Source organism: Spirosoma luteolum (assembly GCF_054778875.1).
The window spans coordinates 1-17502 of the sequence record NZ_BAAGZE010000023.1; the positions used below are offsets into that span (position 1 = coordinate 1).

At 60.1% G+C, this 17502-nt stretch carries 12 protein-coding genes; 6 read left to right on the forward strand and 6 right to left on the reverse strand.

The genetic code is table 11. The features are described 5' to 3' along the window. Positions 1 to 174: 174 nt before the first annotated feature. From ACYVAC_RS20325 to ACYVAC_RS20335, 3 genes are all read right to left on the reverse strand, one after another. Positions 175 to 1623: a Gfo/Idh/MocA family protein gene (locus tag ACYVAC_RS20325; protein WP_461099636.1), complete on the reverse strand. Its 1449-nt coding sequence runs from the start codon at positions 1621 to 1623 to the stop codon at positions 175 to 177. A gap of 106 nt (positions 1624 to 1729) precedes the next feature. Then, positions 1730 to 2026, reverse strand: a complete 297-nt coding sequence (locus tag ACYVAC_RS20330; protein ID WP_461099637.1) for an SCP2 sterol-binding domain-containing protein — start codon at positions 2024 to 2026, stop codon at positions 1730 to 1732. 277 nt (positions 2027 to 2303) lie between these two features. Beyond that, the gene (locus tag ACYVAC_RS20335) at positions 2304 to 5096 is read right to left on the reverse strand and encodes a PAS domain-containing sensor histidine kinase (protein ID WP_461099638.1); all 2793 of its coding nucleotides are present in this window, start codon (positions 5094 to 5096) and stop codon (positions 2304 to 2306) included. A gap of 102 nt (positions 5097 to 5198) precedes the next feature. On the opposite strand from ACYVAC_RS20335, the gene ACYVAC_RS20340 reads away from it, so the two are divergent. The 4 genes from ACYVAC_RS20340 (at position 5199) to ACYVAC_RS20355 (ending at position 9520) form a co-directional block, all read left to right on the forward strand. Further along, positions 5199 to 5651, forward strand: coding sequence for a hypothetical protein (locus ACYVAC_RS20340; RefSeq protein WP_461099639.1), 453 nt, complete (start codon positions 5199 to 5201; stop codon positions 5649 to 5651). A gap of 172 nt (positions 5652 to 5823) precedes the next feature. After that, positions 5824 to 6210 carry a BlaI/MecI/CopY family transcriptional regulator gene (locus ACYVAC_RS20345; protein WP_461100173.1) on the forward strand — a complete coding sequence of 129 codons (387 nt, stop codon included), beginning with the start codon at positions 5824 to 5826 and terminating at the stop codon, positions 6208 to 6210. Beyond that, positions 6207 to 8114: a TonB family protein gene (locus ACYVAC_RS20350; protein WP_461099640.1), complete on the forward strand. Its 1908-nt coding sequence runs from the start codon at positions 6207 to 6209 to the stop codon at positions 8112 to 8114. Before ACYVAC_RS20345 ends, ACYVAC_RS20350 begins: the two co-directional genes overlap by 4 nt. Continuing rightward, on the forward strand, positions 8111 to 9520 hold the full coding sequence (locus tag ACYVAC_RS20355; protein ID WP_461099641.1) for a M56 family metallopeptidase: 1410 nt from the start codon (positions 8111 to 8113) through the stop codon (positions 9518 to 9520). Before ACYVAC_RS20350 ends, ACYVAC_RS20355 begins: the two co-directional genes overlap by 4 nt. A 2-nt stretch (positions 9521 to 9522) precedes the next feature. On the opposite strand, the gene ACYVAC_RS20360 is transcribed toward ACYVAC_RS20355, so the two are convergent. Then, on the reverse strand, positions 9523 to 10023 hold the full coding sequence (locus ACYVAC_RS20360) for a SixA phosphatase family protein (protein WP_461099642.1): 501 nt from the start codon (positions 10021 to 10023) through the stop codon (positions 9523 to 9525). A gap of 96 nt (positions 10024 to 10119) precedes the next feature. Then, on the reverse strand, positions 10120 to 10926 hold the full coding sequence (locus ACYVAC_RS20365; RefSeq protein ID WP_461099643.1) for a 3-keto-disaccharide hydrolase: 807 nt from the start codon (positions 10924 to 10926) through the stop codon (positions 10120 to 10122). A gap of 191 nt (positions 10927 to 11117) precedes the next feature. On the opposite strand from ACYVAC_RS20365, the gene ACYVAC_RS20370 reads away from it, so the two are divergent. Both ACYVAC_RS20370 and ACYVAC_RS20375 read left to right on the forward strand, forming a co-directional pair. Continuing rightward, positions 11118 to 12983, forward strand: a complete 1866-nt coding sequence (locus ACYVAC_RS20370; protein WP_461099644.1) for a family 16 glycoside hydrolase — start codon at positions 11118 to 11120, stop codon at positions 12981 to 12983. A gap of 4 nt (positions 12984 to 12987) precedes the next feature. Next, entirely contained in the window at positions 12988 to 15006 is a 2019-nt protein-coding gene (locus ACYVAC_RS20375) for a c-type cytochrome (protein WP_461099645.1), read from the forward strand. Between the two features lie 84 nt (positions 15007 to 15090). Here the strand turns inward: ACYVAC_RS20375 and ACYVAC_RS20380 are convergent, their stop codons facing one another. Further along, entirely contained in the window at positions 15091 to 17430 is a 2340-nt protein-coding gene (locus ACYVAC_RS20380) for a glycoside hydrolase family 3 protein (protein ID WP_461099646.1), read from the reverse strand. Positions 17431 to 17502: the final 72 nt, after the last annotated feature.

Sequence of the window (17502 nt, forward strand, 5' to 3'; positions counted from 1 at the left end):
CCCCATCTCAACGGCACGTGCCATATCGTAGTCGATTTATAAAAGCCATGAAAGTAGCTAACTTGCTGACGTTACTGATACCCAACTTTACGACGCACAGCAAATACTGCGTCTTTATACCAAATGCGCCCTGATGCTGGCTGGGCTAAACGGTTATAGCATACACACCTGTCGCTACAGGGTGTACCCCCCGTTGTAGTTCCGACGAACAAACTGGTTGGCGTAGTCGAAGTTGGTGATGCGCATGGCGGGGCCGTCCCAGAGCAGCTTTTTGCGGCCGGTAAATTTGCCATCCTCCCGGGCCAGATACGAGCGGGTGGCCAGGTTGCCCATCAGCACCGTTTCGGTGAGCGGCCCGGCCTGATCGAACGAGGAGGATGTATAGGCTCCGTAGCCCTGCTTGCAGGCGTTTACCCACTGCTGCTGGTGGCCTTCGGTCTTACCCGCCACCAGGGGGCGGCCCGGTGCCGGCAGCGTTTTGTTCGACAGCAACAGCTTCGGGTCGTTGCCAAACAGACTTCCCACCAGCATCCCCTTTGTACCGATAAACAGCATACCGCCGTCGACGTTCCGGAATACGTCGTTGTAGTCGACGCCCTCGGGCAGTGGGGGCCGAATACCGCCGTCGAACCACGACAGGCGGATTTCCTTTACTTTCCGATCGGTCGATGGAAACGTCAGGTGAATGGCCGACGACGGGGGGCAGACATCGTCGAAATAAGCCTCCCGGAAGAAATCGGCGTAGACCGAGCCCACGCTGCATTCGACCGAGGTAGGATACGTGAGTCCCAGCGCCCGGAAGGGTACGTCCATGAAGTGGCAGCCCATGTCGCCCAGGGCCCCGGTGCCAAAATCCCAGTAGCCCCGCCACCGGAAGGGCATGTAGGCTTCGTGGTAAGGCCGTGTGGGTGCAGTGCCGAGCCAGAGCGGCCAGTTCACCTCCGGCGGTATGGGCTGCGACTGTCCTTTGTCTTTAGGCGACTGTACGCCCTGCGGCCAGACGGGTCGGTTGGTCCAGCAATACACGGTATGCACCGACCCGATCAGCTTATCCTGAATAGCCGTTTCGATAATGCGGGTGGCATCGCCCGAACTGCCCTGGTTACCCATTTGCGTAACCACCTTGTAGCGGGCGGCCGCTTCGGTCAGCCGGCGCGCTTCGTAAATGTCGTGTGTAAGGGGTTTTTCAACGTACACGTGTTTGCCAAGCTGCATGGCGGCCATGGCAATGGGGGCATGCATGTGATCGGGCGTGCTGACCAGCACGGCATCGACCGTTTTGCCAGCCTTGTCGAGCAGTTCACGGTAATCCTGAAAGTAGGGCGAATTGGGAAACTGCGTCCGGTATTTTTTGGCCTGCCGATCGTCGACGTCGCACAGGGCCACCATGTTGGCCGTACCGCCGTTGTAGGCCTGCTGAATGTTGTAGTCGCCCTTGCCGCCACAGCCGATCGCAGCGATGTCGAGTTTGTCGGACGGAGCCAGCAGGCGGGTGCCATTGGCGAGGGTACCACCCAACACATGGCGGGGTACCAGGGTAAACGAACCGGCTACCGTGGCGGCAGCCGTGAGCGCGCTCTGCTTCAGAAAAGAACGGCGCGACGTTTTAGTGGAAGAAGGCATTGGAACAGACGGGTAGGTGGCGGACAGCAGGGGCGCAAACTACGCCTTTTCTGCAATTTTTGCCACGCCTGGCACCACCCACCCGTCTGTTCTGATCCGGGGCCTGTTAGCCCATGATCTGACCCATTTTCATGGCAATACCCATATCACCTTTCACCTTCAGCTTGCCCGTCATCACGGCCATCATCGGGTTCAGATCGCCGGTACCCAGTTTGATCAGGTTGTCGATGCTTACCTGCAGATCACAATCGGCCGGCTTATCGTCATTGCTGACCGCCACAGGCGTCTGATTGCCATCGATAAAAACAACGCCCTGATCAGTCACGATCTTCGCCGTGGCGTTGAATGGTTCGGCCTGAGCCGCTTTGGTCCGAATTTGTTCGGTAAGTTCCTGTAATGTCATTATGGGTAGCGAGCTATATGTTATTGAATCAAACTCGGGTGCAAAAATACACGTTTGCCGGCACCGGCCGCTACGCATGGCCGACCCGTTCGGGCAGTGCGCTGCCCATGAGCCGCCAAACGCCCGGCCACGCCTGCCGATGCCCCGTTCCTGCCTACAATTTATGGTGCGCCGGAACTCCGCCAGATGGTCGTCCTGTAGTGTAGACTCGCCTTTTCCGTATCCGTCATTTTCGAAACCGGAGAAGATTACGACCGGCTGCGCCTATACCGTCGATTCAGGAAACCGGATCGGCCAGAACGGGCAGGTAAACGCTGAACGTGGCCCCCTGGCCGGGCTGGCCGTGTGCCGTTATGGCCCCGCCGTGGTTAAGGGCAACCTTTTCGCAGATGGCCAGCCCAATGCCCGTACCGGCAAAGGCACTTTTGTTGTGCAGCCGCTGAAACACCTGGAAAATACGATCGGTGTATTTGTTGTCGAACCCGATGCCGTTGTCAGAAACGTCGATCCGGTAGTAGGCGTCGGCCGGGCGGGCAGGCCATACGGTGTCGGGCATATCGGCCCGATCGACCGTTGCAGCCGTAAGCTGCACCAGGGGTTTTACGGGCTGCCCATCCGAATCGATACGCCGGAACTTGAGCGCATTGCTCACCAGGTTCTGAAAGAGCTGCCCCAGCTGCAGCGAATCGCCCAGTACGGTTGGCATATCGCCCACAACCACGTCGGCCTTTGCATCGGTAATCACCAGCGACAGGTCGTCGCAAACCTGGCTGATGACATCGGCCAGGGCTACCGACTGGGCCGACTCCTGCCGGGTCGAAATGCGCGAATAGGTCAGCAGGTCTTTGATCAAAGCCGACATGCGGCTGGCCGCCGACTGCATCCGCTCCAGATACCCCAGTCCGGCGCCCAGCCCGTCGGCGTGGTTAGTTTTGATCAGGTCGCCAAACTGCTGCACCTTGCGCAGGGGCTCCTGCAGATCGTGGCTGGCCACGTAGGCAAACTGCTCGAGGTTCTGGTTGGACCGCTGCAGGTCTTTGACGGTAGCCTGCAGCTCCTGCGTTCGCTGCACCACCTGCTGTTCGAGATCCTGCTGCGTAATGCGCTGCGCCGTTATTTCCTGCGACACCCCCACCAGCCGCACCGGAATGCCCTGCTCGTTGTAGATGGGCTGGCCCGACACCCGAATCCAGTGCAGGCTCTGATCCGACCAGTGCACCTGGTACTCGGCATTTAGCACCTGATGGCTGGCCAGCGCCTGTTTGTACAGGCTGGTAACCCTGTCCTGATCGCCGGGCACGATGCTGGCTCTGATGCGGTCAAGATCGATCGTATCGGCCGGCGTTAATCCGTAATTGAGCTTACACTGGTCGTTCGACTGGATTGCTCTAGTTTGCAGGTCGACCTCGAACGAACCCAGCCGCCCGGCCTCCAGAGCCAGCGTCAGCCGCTGACTGGCCTGCGTCATTTCGGCCTGGGCCCGTTCGATCTGCTGCCGGGCCATCACCTGCACCGTCACGTCCTCGGCCATATCCATAATGGCGTAGACCTGCCCCTGCTCATCGAGCAGCGGTTTGTAGGTGAAGTCGAAATAATAGGTGCCCATTACCCCGTCTACTTCCAGCTGGCACCGTTCATTATAGGCGGTGTAGGTCTCGCCCGTTGTGAAGATACGGTCCAGAATGGCCAGAAACGGCTGCCCAACCAGCTCCGGAACCGCCTGGGCCAGTGGTTTGCCAAGGGGGGTGTCGCCCTTGCCCCAGAACGCCAGCATGGGTTTGTTGGCTACTTTGATGAGCAGCTCCCGCCCCACAAACAGACAGGTAGCAATGGGAGCCTCTTCGATCAGGTTGCGGGCCTGGGCCTCGCTGACCGATAATCGCTGCTGCGCCTGAACAAGGGTGGTGACGTCTTCAGCCACGCCCGACAATCGGCTGGCGCCAGGTCCCTCACTGGCATACCGACGCCCCACAAACCGAACCCAGCGCAGTTTGTCGTCGATAGCACCGACGGTCCGGTAGGTCAAATCTATATAACCATCGGCGGCCAGCGCGTCGCGAACCTGGCTGTCGATCCGCCCGCGGTCTTCGTCGTGGATATACTGAATGGCTTCCAGATACGATATTGGTTCGCTGGTGGCCAGTCCGTACAGGGTCGAGCAGCGCTCATCCCAATAGACCATACCCGCATCCATATCGAGCATCCAGACACCGAGCATAGCTGCTTCGACAGCGAACCGAAAGCGCGCTTCGCTGTCCTCCAGTGCCTGTTCAGTCTGCTTGCGGCTGGTAATGCCCGAAATAGCCGGGCTCACAATCGCCAGTGCCTGCGGCTGCCGGGTCTGCGGGTCGCGCATGACCGCCACCCGCCACTGTATCCAGAAAGGTTCGCCGGTTTGCTGATTCACAACCCGGATTTCCTGCGTTACCAGTGTCGACTGCAGCACATCGGTCAGCACAGTTTCGGCCAGTTGCCGGTCATCGGCATACACATAATCGAGCAGCGATGCGCCTTCGGTCGTTTCCAGACCAAGCAAGGCCTGCCCGGCCGGATTGATGAACTGCAGCCGCCCCTCCAGGTCGACTACGCAGATAAATTCCTGACTTACCGTAACCAGATCCCGGAAACGCTGATTTTCGGCTTCGGTCTGCCCCTGTCCGGCGGCAGCCTGTACGTCGTTGGTTACGTCCCAGACTACTCCATTCAGCTGGTATGTCTTATCTGGCCCGGTAGCCGATACCCGCCCTGCCAGCCGGAGCCAGCGTGCCGGCTCCGCAGCCGTTGCCAATCGTATTGTAACGGCGCAGGTACCATCCGACGCCGAATCGATCGTCTGGTCGAAAGCCTGCATCACCAGCGGCAGCTCATCGGCCCCGAGCAGGTCAGGAAGCCGCCAGGCATCGGTGTTCGGTTGGCCGAACAACTGCCGGCAACGGTCGTCGCCCCGCAGTTGGCCTGTATTCGAATCATATTCCCAGGCTCCGAGACCGGCAGCTGCCAAAGCAAAATCAATATCCAGTCGACTGGTCAGATCAGTTGCGGGTCGACGTTCCGAGTCACGTTTAAGCATAGCAATCGATTTGCATCTTCTTAACCTAACGGTATGAAGCAAATTAGGTTCTGGCCAACCGCAAAACACCGCTGACCTCGTGTCAAAGTGGTACTTTTGTCCATGCGTTCTCAATTTCTGACCATTCTCTGCATCATGTCGTTCCTGAGCTGCGGGCTCGGCATTTTCGACGCGATCGTTTCGTACACACGCACCGAAGCCGTTTCCGAAACGGCGCCCATTACCCGTACCCTCACGCCTGAAGAGCGCAAAGCGCAGCCTAAGCAATACTTTGAAGACCGGGCCTCGGGCGATGTACCGATGCCGGGTGATCCCGAACTGATTCGGCCGCTGGCCCTGGCGCAGCTGCTTTACTCGGGGCTGACGCTCATCGGGGCTATTCTGATGTTTCGGCTCCGCCGGGTTGGTTTCTGGATCTACGTGGCCGGCATCGTAATTGGTCTGGTGTTGCCCGTACTGCTGGCCGGTTTCAATGCGCTCAACGTTTCATTCGGTGTTTTTTTCAGCATACTCTTCGCCGGGATGTACTGGCTTAACATCAGGGATATGCACTAGCCCGCACCCCGGCCGTACCCCCACCCGCCGGCTATCGCTTCGATTCGTACCCAGCAACTTTATCGAGCCCTTTGCGAAGGGCTCATTTTTTTTCTCTATTAACTAATATTTTAGTTGTAAAACTAATCTATTAGTCATAGCTTGCTCCCATTACACGCACCACCAACGCCAGATACCTATGCGCGAACTGACCAAAGCCGAAGAAGAGATTATGCGCGTTCTGTGGCAACTCGAAAAAGGGTTTGTCAAGGACGTGCTGGCCGAACTGCCCGAGTCGGGCATGCCCCCCGCCAAGCCTGCCTACAACACGGTATCGACCATTATCCGGATTCTTGAAAAAAAGGGACTGGTGGGCTACCGGGCCTTCGGCAAAACGCACGAGTACTACCCACTGATCACCGAAGCGGAGTACCGGAAATTCCAGACCGATCAGCTGCTGACGAACTATTTCGACAATTCGCTTAAAAAGCTGGTGTCGTTTTTCGTGCAGGAAAAGAACGTCAGCTTGTCGGAAGCCGATGAGATTATCAACCTCCTCAACCAGCAAAAAAAGCCATGACCATACTGGACTACTGGCTCAAAGCCAACCTCTACGGATCACTCTTCGCCGGCTGTTACTGGCTGTGGCTGCGCCGGCATACGTTTCTGCAGCTAAACCGGATGTACCTGCTGCTTTCGGTTGTTCTGACGCTGACCCTCCCCCTGGTGGACCTGACGGCCGACGAAGCCGACGTGCTGCCGGCATCCGTCCCCGTTGGCTTGCTGACCCTGCCGGCCATGGCAATCGCAACCCCGGTCGACACGCCCCCTGCCACCAGCGAACCCGACTTGGAACGCCTGGCAGCGCTGACTTACGGCTTTGTAGCGCTCCTCTTACTGGCCCGACTAGGGTGGCATCTGATACAGATCCATACACTCATTCGCCAATCGGTTCGTCAGCGCTTCCACGATTTTATACGGGTTCAATCGACGAACGAGCGGATAACTACGTTTTCGTTTTTCCGCTACATCGTGCTGAGCCCGTCCGATGCCGACAGTCTGGTGGTGCTGCACCATGAACAGGTTCACGTTCGCCAATGGCACAGCGCCGATGTGCTGTTTATGGCCGTAGTACGCGCGCTGGCCTGGGCCTGCCCGGTACTCTGGCTGCTCGACCGCGCCCTGCGCCACGTACACGAGTATCTGGCCGATCAGGGTGTGCTGGCCCGGCAACAAACCCAACCCCACCAGTACGCGCAGTTTCTGGTCGATTATGCCTTTGGTCTGCCCGCCGTTACCCTTACCCACGGCTTCGCTGGAGCGACTTTGCTCAAGGCGCGTATCCAAATGATGCATCGACAGGCTACAACCCGCTGGGCACTGGGTAAATACGTGCTTGTTTTGCCCCTGCTCCTTGTCGTACTGGCCATGACTGCCGTGCAGAACGGCCCGCCTACTGATACGGGTACGCCCATCATCGTAACCGGTCGGGTCACCAGGACGGTAGATGGGCGAGGCCTGTCTGGCGTAGCCGTAATGGATGGCCACCGGCTGGTATTGACCAACAGACAGGGTTTTTATCGGCTGACCAACGTTGCTCCGTCGGCAACTTTATTTTTCAACGCAACCGGCTACCGAACTGATACCAAACGGTTGACCAGCCTGGCAAGCCGGCTTCGCAACGGTCAGCTAACTCTCAACACACTGCTCCAGCCTGTCACGGAAAATGAGTTGCCAGCGATGGGCGCTACGGCCGATTACAAAGCCGTAAGGCCAAACCCGTCCATGCCCCTTAAGACAGTACCGACCCGTGTGGTGAAGGATGGTAAAACATACACGGCAGCGGCTGAACCGGCCACCTTCCCCACCGGCATCCCGGGCCTGATGCAGTATGTAGCGCGTAACCTACGCTACCCGGCCAAGGCCAGAGCAGCTGGTATTCAGGGCGATGTACAAGTATTATTCACTGTTGCGCCATCGGGTCAGGTGATCAACGCCCGGGTCGACGAAACAGCACCCTCACCGGGGGGCGGCTGTCAGGAAGAAGCGGTGCGCGTTGTCCGTCAGATGCCCCGGTGGATTCCAGCCCACCAGTATGGTCGTCCCGTTGCCGGTCAGTACCAAATCCCGATTCGCTTTACCCTCGACCAGCGCTCGCAGGCACCAACCGACACACTGCCCAAAACCGGTACCTTAAGACGCCCGGGCCGTGATTCCCCAACCTATTCTGCCAATACGGACCGCTATCCTGCCCCGCCAGACTCGATGCGTCTGCTCAGCGAACTAACAACGAGCGTTCGGATACGCAGCCGGTTACAGACTACTCCGCTCTACGTCATCGACGGCACCATTGTCGACCGCATTGATCAGCTCACGCCTGACCAGATTGCCCACATCAACGTATTGAAAGGAGAGTCGGCCAGAGCGTTGTACGGCCAAAAAGGCCAGAACGGTGTCGTTGAGATAACCACGAAAAAGCCATGAATAGCCTCGATTACCTGCTTCGTTCGACGCTGTACCTGCTGTTGTTTGCGGGCTGCTACCAGTTGCTGCTACGCCGAACCACGTTTTTCGCTCTGAACCGGGCTTACCTCCTCGCGGCCCTGGCGCTGTCGCTGGTGCTGCCCTTTGTCGAGTGGCCCGGTAGCCGCGCCGATGCGCTGCCAGCGGGCGTTATCAGCCTGCCGGTCTTCACCGCGGGCGCCCCGGCACCGGCTTCCGGATTAACCACCGGCCAGCTGCTGTGGTCACTCTACGGTCTGGGCGTACTGGCCATGCTGGTTCGGCTGGGTGTGCGGCTTCGGCTTATTTATCGATTGATCGGACAGGGTACGCACTATACCGGTCATCCCTATACGCTTGTTCAGTTACCACACGATACGACCGCGTCCTTTTCGTTTAGGCATTATCTGGTGCTGAACCGTACCGACGCGCAGGCGCCCCCGCCCGCCCTGCTGCGGCACGAAGAAGCCCACATCCGGCAGCGGCATACGCTCGATATTCTGTTTGTGGAGCTGGTGCAGGCGGGGCTCTGGTTCAATCCGCTGCTGTGGGGCTACCGGCTGGCGCTGCAGGAGGTGCATGAGTTTCTGGCCGATCGTGCGGCCGCTTCGGCCAGCCAGCCCGACACCGACCCGGCCGACTACGCGCACCAGCTGGTCGCCTACGCGCTCGACGTACCCACCACGGTACTGACTACTCCTTTTGCGTCTTTCTCAACCCTTAAACAACGAATTGTCATGTTACAAAAACCCCGTTCGCCCCGCACAGGCCTGCTTGGCTACACCCTCGTACTGCCGCTGGCAGCCCTGCTCCTGATGTGTACGCAAAATGAGAGCGATAAACTCACCACGCAGGCCGACGCGGCTACCGCCTCGGCGCGAAAGCCGGTCAAGGTAGCTGGTGAAATATACACGGTAGTTGAGCAGCAACCGGAGTTTCCCGGTGGTGTGAAGGCCCTCAGCAGCTACCTGAGCCAAAACCTGAAATACCCTGAACACGCCCGCAAACAGCAGGTCGAAGGCAAGGTATTTGTTCAGTTTGTGGTGACGACAACCGGCGAGATTGCCGATGTAAGCGTACTGAAAGGCATTGGCTACGGTGCCGACGCCGAAGCCGTTCGGGTGGTGCAGCAGATGCCGCGGTGGATACCGGGTAAGCAGGACAATACGCCCATCAACGTACGTTACGCCCTGCCCATCAACTTTCAGTTGCGACAGGTATCGCCCGCTGTTGCATCGGGCAAAAACCCCTTTCCGGGTATCGATCACTTCATGATCAACGGTAAGGCGGTATCGCGCGAGGCCATTCAGGCCCTGGATCCGGATCAGATTATTCGGGTAGACGTAGATAAGGAACAGGGCACACTCTCCGCAACGGTAAAGCGCTGAGGTCAGGGCGTTGGCTGCCCGTAGCGGGCTTCCTGCACGGTTACCGACCGCCGGAACGGGCTGCGCCGGATGCTGACCCGGAACAGATTGCTGAAATCACTGGCGTTGACCCTGGTTAGCGCAGGCGTAGCGCCCAGCCCCCGCACCAGTTCGAGGATGGTGTTGCTGTGGCCCACCACCAGCACCGTCTGGTTACGAAGCCGGTTAATGCGGTCGACACCCGCCTGCACGGGGGCGGCCGGGTAGGTTTCGATGGGGAGGCCCAGCCGCCGGGCCAGGGGTTCGGCCGTTTGCCGGGTGCGTCGGTAGGGCGTGGTCAGGATTCGGCTGATCCGGTGAGAGGCCATCAAATCGGCCAGCGCCACCGCCCGCGCCTGCCCGGCCGCCGAGAGACTGGCCGAGTCCGACTCGTCGACTTTTTCGGCGTGGCGCACCACATAAACCGTCGTGCGGGAGCAGCTGCCCAACAACAGGAGTGCAGCGAAAAGAAGACAATAGCGCATCGTTTGACGAATAAGGCTTAACATAACGGATAAACTTGTCTGAACGCAAAACGCCCCCGACCGTAGCCGGGGGCGTTTTGCGTAGATCGACATCGACTACAGCTCGCGGATCCAGATGTTGCGGAAACCAACCGGGTTGCCGTGGTCCTGCAGCAGGATGGGGCCGGGGCCGTGCGCCTGCACTTTCGGATAGCCGATGTATTCGGTCGTGCCGCGGATCGCCGTGTGGTTCTGCACCAGCACCCCGTTGAGCAGCACCGTCACGTAAGCAAAATCGGTCATCATACCGGCTTTGTTGAACTTGGGTGCCTGATAGATGATGTCGTACGACTGCCACTCGCCGGGCTTCCGGCTGGGGTTCGCCAGCGGAATGGCCTGCTTGTAGATCGAGCCTACCATACCGTCGACATACGTCGGGTTGTTGTAGTTATCGAGCACCTGCAGCTCGTAGCGGCCCTGCAGGAAGATACCGCTGTTACCGCGGCCCTGCCCGTTGCCTTCCACTTTCTCAGGCGTTTTAAATTCGATATGCAGCTGAAAATCCTCGAACTCCTTCTTCGACCGGGCCGAGAACCCTTTGGTCGAATACATGACCCCATCGGTAACCGGCCACTTCAGCGGGCCTTCGTTTTTCTTTTCCCAGTCGGCGGGGGCATACCCTTTAATGGCTACCCACTGGTCCGTATTTTTACCATCGAACAGTACGGTCGCGTCGGAGGGGGGCGTGGTGCCGCTGGTATTGGCCGAGGTGGTGCCGGGCGTAACCACCGGCGGTACGGGCTCCCAGATTTCGGTCGACTCGGGGGTTTGTTTGCTGGGCTGCGGCTGCGCAACCGCTGCGGGAGCCAGGGCCAGACTAAGCAGCGCCACGCTGGCAGCTACCGACACAAAGGTGGTCTTCATACAGATAAAATCGGGTTAACGGATAACGAAGCCAACCGGGTAGAAATACGCAACCGGCCCATCAGGGCGCCCCGTTGCAACGCCTTTCCGCAGCGCTGGCTTCAACGACTCAAAGATAGAGCAAATGGATTATTCCCACGGTTTGCAGGGAAAAAATGGTACTTTCGGGGCCAAAACTCCATCTTTTCTTCATGATCAACCCATTTACTGCCGCCCCGGCCCGCTGGCTGCTGGCCATTGGCTGGACGCTGGGCGCCGGGCTTGCGCTGGCGCAACCGGCTCCTCCGGGCAGCACCCCGCTCCCACTCAACGATCTTAGTGCCTTTACCAGCGCCACGCCCAACTGGCGCATCGTTGGTGCGGTCAGGGCCGACCTCGGCAAACCCAACACCCTCCAGACGGAAAAAGGAACGGGCGTGCTGGTTAGCCTGCCTGCCGAGAAAAAAAACAGCCCCGCCCGCGATCTGGCCACAACCCTGCAGCACGGTGATGCCGATCTGGAGCTTGATTTCATGCTGGCAAAAGGTGGCAATTCGGGTATCTACCTGCAGGGACGCTACGAAATTCAGCTCTTCGACAGCTGGGGGGCCAAAACGGCCAGTGCCGGCGACAATGGCTCGGTCTACGAGCGCTGGGACGAAGGCCGGCCCGACGGACAGAAAGGCTACGACGGTCACCCGGCCCGCCAGAATGCCAGCCGCGCCCCCGGCCTCTGGCAGCACCTCAAACTCTCGTTCCAGGCGCCACGCTTCGATGCGCAGGGCCGCAAAACCGAAAACGCCCGGCTCCTGAACGTGCGGCTCAACGGCGTGCTGATCCACGACAATGTGGAGCTGAGCGGTCCCACCCGCGGGGCCATCAGCGCCGATGAAAAACCCACTGGCCCGCTGGTGTTCCAGGGCGACCACGGCGCCGTGGCGTTTCGCAACATCCAGTACATCTCCTACGACAAGCCCCGCCCCGAACTGACCAACCTGACGTTTGCGGTCTACAAGGGCAAGTTCGAGAAAGAGCCTGAATACGACAAAACGGCCCCTGAATCAGAAGGCCCCACCACGGTACTGTCGTCGTCGGTGAGCCGCCTGCCCAACGAAATGCTGATTCGCTACAAGGGTACCCTGCGCGTAGCCGAGCCCGGCGAGTACCGCTTCAACCTGGGCGTACCGGGTGGCGCAGGTATGCTTAAAATCAACAACCAGACCGTGGTGCCGCTGGTCGGCTGGAGCGGTTCGGGCACGGGCAAGGTCACGCTGGCCAAAGGCGACGTACCGGTCGAACTGTTCTATTCCAAATTCATGGACTGGATCGAGCCCGCGCTCGGCCTGAGCATTGCCGGCCCCGGCGTGCGTGAGTTTGTAATCAGCGATGCCACCACGGGCGGTGGGCAGGAAGTAGACCCGATTCTGGTCGACGCGCCAACCAACACCATCCTGCGCAGCTTTATGGATATGCCCGCTGAGGGCAAGCGGGTACGGGTGGTACACGCCATTTCGGTGGGTAGCCCCGACAACGTGCATTACAGCTACGACCTCGACAAGGGTGCCCTGCTGCAGGTCTGGCGCGGGGCTTTCCTCGACGCCACGCCTATGTGGCACGACCGGGGCGATGGCTCATCGCGCCCCATGGGTATGGTGCAGCGGCTGGGCACGCCCATGCTGTTTCTGGGCAAACTGGCGTCGGCCCAGGCGCCCTGGGCCACCGATACCACCGGCACCAGCTACCGCCCCAAAGGCTATGTGCTCGACGAGAGCGACCGGCCTACCTTCCGCTACCAGACCTACGGCGCAACGGTAGAAGACAAACTGCGGGTAATCGACAACGGGCAGGGGCTGCAACGGTCGCTGACGGTTACCAACCCGACGGCCGACCTCTACGCCCGGCTGGCCAGCGGCAGCGCCATCACGCTGCTCGACAACGGTCTGTACCTGATCGATGGGCAGCAGTATGTGCGCGTCGACAATCTGGCCGGGGCCAAACCAACGGTCCGTACCGTGGGCAGTCAGCAGGAGCTGATTGTGCCGGTGAAAGGGTCGATCACCTACTCCATCCTGTTCTAACCCCATGAAGAAACTACTCACAACCCTCCTGGCAACCGCCAGCCTGACGGCCGCCCTGGCTCAGGAATCGCCGAAAGAGGAGGACTTTTTCAAGATACAGAAACTAACCGCCCCCGAGGGCACACTGCTCGAGGTGGGTGGCCTCACCACCCTGCCCGATGGCAGCCTGGGCGTAGCCACGCGCCGGGGCGACATCTGGCTGGTACAGAACCCCACCAGCCGAACGCCCTATTTCCGCAAGTTTGCGTCGGGGCTCCACGAAATTCTGGGGCTGGCCTACAAAGACGGGGCGCTCTACTGCGCTCAGCGGGGTGAGCTGACCAAACTGCTCGACACCAACAATGACGGCAAAGCCGACGTGTTCGAAACGGTCTACGCCTGGCCGCTGTCGGGGCACTACCACGAGTACAGCTTCGGTCCGAAAATCGCGCCCGACGGTTCGTTTTTCGTGACGGGTAACGTGGCCTTCGGCGATGAAGAATGGTGGCGGGGCGAGAGCCGCGTTCCCTGGCGGGGCTGGACCATGAACATTACACCAGAGGGTAACATGCAGCCCTGGGCTACGGGAATGCGGTCGCCCTGCGGTCTGGGCATCTTCGACAATGAGCTGTTCTACGCCGACAACCAGGGCGACTGGATGGGCTCGGGCGGCATTGTCCACGTGAAGAAAGGCTCGTTTGTAGGTCATCCTGCCGGCCTGCGCTGGACGAGCATGGCCAACTCGCCCCTCAAACTGACCCCCGACCAGTTCTACGCCAAAATCGACGAACGGCGCCGGCGCGATGAAAACGGGCGGGCTATCAAACCCGAAAACATTGCCAGCGAAAAGCCGACCCTGCTCTACACCATGAAAGAGCAGTTTCCGGATGTCGACGTCCGGACGCCGGCTGTCTGGCTGCCCCATGGTATTCTGGGTATTTCGAACTCCGAAATTCTGGAGATTCCGAAAGGTACGTTCGGTCCCTTCAGCGGACAGCTGCTGGTGGGCGACCAGGGCATGAGCAAAATTTCGCGCGTGTTCATGGAAAAAGTCAACGGCGAGTACCAGGGCGGGGCCATCGAACTGCGCAACGGCTTCCGGTCGGGTGTGCTGCGAATGGCCTGGGCCAAAGACGGCTCGCTGTTCGTGGGCGAAACCAACCGGGGCTGGGGCTCGGCCGGCGACGCCAATGAAGGCCTGCAGCGGCTGGTCTGGAACGGGGCTATGCCCTTCGAGATGCGCACGGTGAAAGCCATGCCCGACGGTTTTGAAATCGAGTTTACAAAGCCCGTCGACCGCAAATCGGCCGAGGACCTGGCTTCGTACCGGGTCGAGAGTTTCCTCTACAAATACCACTCGGTCTATGGCAGCCCCACGGTCAACAAGGAAGCACTGCCGCTGAAGGGTGTGAAGGTATCGGCCGATGGCCTGAAAGCCCGCCTGATCGTGGGCGACCTGCGCCGGTACTACATCCACCAGCTCACCCTCGACGGTGTTCGCGGAGCCGAAGGGTCCTACTCGCTCGTGCACCCCATTGCCTACTATACGCTCAACAACATCCCCGACGGCACCAAACTGTCGATGAGCGACGTGAGCACGCTGAACTCAGCCACGGCCCCGGCAGCCGCGCCCAAAGCACCGGCTACGCCTGCTGCCCCGGCCAAAAAAGCCCCTGCAAAAGGCAGTAAGGCCACCACGGGCGCCAGGCCCAAACTGGTCGAAGGACAGGCGGTAACGATGGCCAAAGCGCCGACCTACGAGGAGGTAAAAGGCCTGCTGACGCGCCACACCTGCCTGGCCTGCCACCAGGCCAACAAACGGCAGGTGGGTCCGGCTTATTCGGAAGTAGCCAAGCGCCGGTACACCAACGACCAGATTGTGGAGCTGATTTACAACCCCAAGCCCGCCAACTGGCCCGACTACGGAACCGAGATGCCGCCCATGCCGCAGGTGCCCAAAGCCGACGCGCTCAAGATTGCTGCCTGGATCAACTCGCTGGCCCCCGCCAGTGGCAGCAACAGCACCGGAGCGCCCAAGCCCTGAGGCTAACCCGGATTTCTAAAACGAGCAACGCCCCGACATAGTTTGTGCCGGGGCGTTGCTCGTTTAGTGGTAGCAGCAACCTGCTTACCTGGCCGACAGCACCGGCCGCCGGTAAGTCGCCGTACGGCTGTCGCTGATGACGCCTTTCCAGTTCAGGCCGTAGCCGAACTCGTAGGCATGCCCATCGGCGTCGGTGTAGCACTGCATGTCGCGGGGAACGTCTTCGGCCTGCTGCTCGACGGTTTTCATGCTGGCGGGCAGCTGCATCGGCAGCAGCGCCGACGGCTCATGCGCCCCCGTGAGCAGATCGAGCAGTGCCTGATCCTGCACGCCGAAATGCACCAGCAGGGCGCTGGCGCTGGGTTCCAGTTCGGCAAACACGGTGGGGTTGTTCATCCGCACCGACACGATCACCGGCTTGCCGTTCATTTTGGCGTAGGTATCGGTCACCATGGCCAGATCGGTGGCGTTGGTGGTCGTCGTCGACTTGCCGTTGTAGCTGCGGTTGGTAAACGTTTCGAGCGGATCGCCCCCGGCCAGGCTCGGGTCGCGGGTACCGGCAGCGGTGTAGGGACCATATTGCAGACTGATGGGCACATAGCCCGTTTTGCCATCCGTAGCCGCGGCTTTGGTATAACCGCCCACCGAGATCGGGCTTTCGATAAACACCAGCGCGTAATCGGCCTCGGCCGGGTTGTCGGTTACCCGAAAATACTTTTTCACCACCGCCAGACTAACCGGATAGTCGTTGCTTTCGGGCGTGGGCATGCCCAGAAAGTTACGCCCCGCCGGTATGAACCGCTTCGGTATATAGACCGTTTTCTGCTTCGTCAGCGGCAGCACCGATGCCTTGTTTTTCAGCATGACGACCGATTCCAGCTGGGCCTGGTAGCCGGCCTGCATGTAGGCGGGCTGGCCCACCGTTTTCTGGGCAGCCTCGGGCGACACGTAGGGGTTCTCGAACAGCCCTACCTGCATGATGTTGGTCAGCAGCCGCACCGCCGACTGCTCGAACCGTTTCCGCATGAACGCTTCGCCGTGCTCTTTCACGCCCAGCTGGTAGGCGCCAATCACTGGTCCCGCATCGTTGTTGCCGCCGTACTGATCGACGCCCGCCATCAGCGCTTTATAGTGGCGCTCGGCCAGCGACAGCTTTTCGACACCCCACGATTTCCCGGTCAGAAACACGTCGATAGCGGTTTCGTCGGCCGTAACGAGCCAGTCGGTACACACCACCCCATCATACTTGTAGCGGGTCCGGAGCAGGTCGTTGATCAGGTACTTGTTGTAGCCGTTGCCTACGTTCTCGCCGTTTTTCCTGTCCTGATTAAACGAGATGGTGTAGTAAGGCATCACGGCCGCTGCCGATTTGGTTTTGCCCCTGAGTTTAAAGGCGCCTTCGGTGAAGGGCAGCATATGGGTAGCAAAGTTGTTGCCCGGATAAACGGCGTATTTACCGAAGCCGTAGTGGGCATCGCGCCCTCCTTCGCCCGAGCCGCCCCCCGGCCAGTGTTTCACCATGGCGTTGACGCTCGTGTAGCCCCAACCACCCGTAATTTCCTGCGCGCCGGTCGAGGTCTGAAAGCCGTCGATGTAGGCACGGGCCATGTCGGTAGCCAGTTTGGGGTCTTCGCCGAAGGTACCGCTCACCCGGTTCCAGCGCGGATCGGTGGCAATATCGATCTGGGGCGACAGCGCAGTGGCAATACCCAGCGCCCGGTATTCGGCCGCGGCTATCTGCCCGAACTGCTGCACCCGCGCGGGGTTGAACGTGGCCGCCATACCCAGCGAGCCGGGCCACATCGAGATCGACCCACCGGCCCCGGCGTTGAATTCGGCGTCGGCGCGGGTGCCGTGCCGCGGGTCGGAGCTGCTGTTGATCGGAATACCCAGCCCGATGCCTTCGACCAGCGCCTGAGCGTTGTTGTTCCAGCGGGCAGCTGCTTCGGGGCTCTGTACCGACGTAACGAGCACGTGGCGCAGGTTATCGTTCGTCAGAAACGCCTTCTGCTGGTCCGACAGGTCGCTGGCGCCGGCCCCGCTTTCGGCAAACGACTTGCCGTTGTAGGTGCCGGCAAACGGCCCGCCGGGGGGCGACGGAATGGGCTGGTGCCGACTGTAGAGCATCAGGCCGGCGATCTGCGCTACCGACAGCTTGCTGGCCAGGTCGCGGGCGCGGGTGGCCACGGGGAGCCGCCAGTCTTCGTAGGCGTCGAGTTTGCCGTTTTTGTTCAGGTCTTTAAACGCCAGGCCATCGACCGTCAGGAGTTTCACACCCGAGGTGGTGGCATAGCCGAGCGTTTGCCCGCCTTTGTTGGTCACGGTCACGATGCTGCCCGCCGTGCGGGCGGTCCAGCGCTGGGCATGAGCGGCCACCGACAGCAGGGCCGCACTCAGGCAGAGTACATAGGTAGTTTTATGCATTGGTAGGGTACGTTTTTACTACGATACGTTTGAATGCCTCCGAAGGTTGCACGCCGATCAGGCGCTCTTTGT

Bases quoted from the DNA above. Each gene is read 5' to 3' on its own strand.
- ACYVAC_RS20325 (WP_461099636.1), bottom strand. From the start codon at position 1,623: ATGCCTTCTTCCACTAAAACGTCGCGCCGTTCTTTTCTGAAGCAGAGC.
- ACYVAC_RS20330 (WP_461099637.1), bottom strand. From the start codon at position 2,026: ATGACATTACAGGAACTTACCGAACAAATTCGGACCAAAGCGGCTCAG.
- ACYVAC_RS20335 (WP_461099638.1), bottom strand. From the start codon at position 5,096: ATGCTTAAACGTGACTCGGAACGTCGACCCGCAACTGATCTGACCAGT.
- ACYVAC_RS20340 (WP_461099639.1), top strand. From the start codon at position 5,199: ATGCGTTCTCAATTTCTGACCATTCTCTGCATCATGTCGTTCCTGAGC.
- ACYVAC_RS20350 (WP_461099640.1), top strand. From the start codon at position 6,207: ATGACCATACTGGACTACTGGCTCAAAGCCAACCTCTACGGATCACTC.
- ACYVAC_RS20355 (WP_461099641.1), top strand. From the start codon at position 8,111: ATGAATAGCCTCGATTACCTGCTTCGTTCGACGCTGTACCTGCTGTTG.
- ACYVAC_RS20360 (WP_461099642.1), bottom strand. From the start codon at position 10,023: ATGCGCTATTGTCTTCTTTTCGCTGCACTCCTGTTGTTGGGCAGCTGC.
- ACYVAC_RS20365 (WP_461099643.1), bottom strand. From the start codon at position 10,926: ATGAAGACCACCTTTGTGTCGGTAGCTGCCAGCGTGGCGCTGCTTAGT.
- ACYVAC_RS20370 (WP_461099644.1), top strand. From the start codon at position 11,118: ATGATCAACCCATTTACTGCCGCCCCGGCCCGCTGGCTGCTGGCCATT.
- ACYVAC_RS20375 (WP_461099645.1), top strand. From the start codon at position 12,988: ATGAAGAAACTACTCACAACCCTCCTGGCAACCGCCAGCCTGACGGCC.
- ACYVAC_RS20380 (WP_461099646.1), bottom strand. From the start codon at position 17,430: ATGCATAAAACTACCTATGTACTCTGCCTGAGTGCGGCCCTGCTGTCG.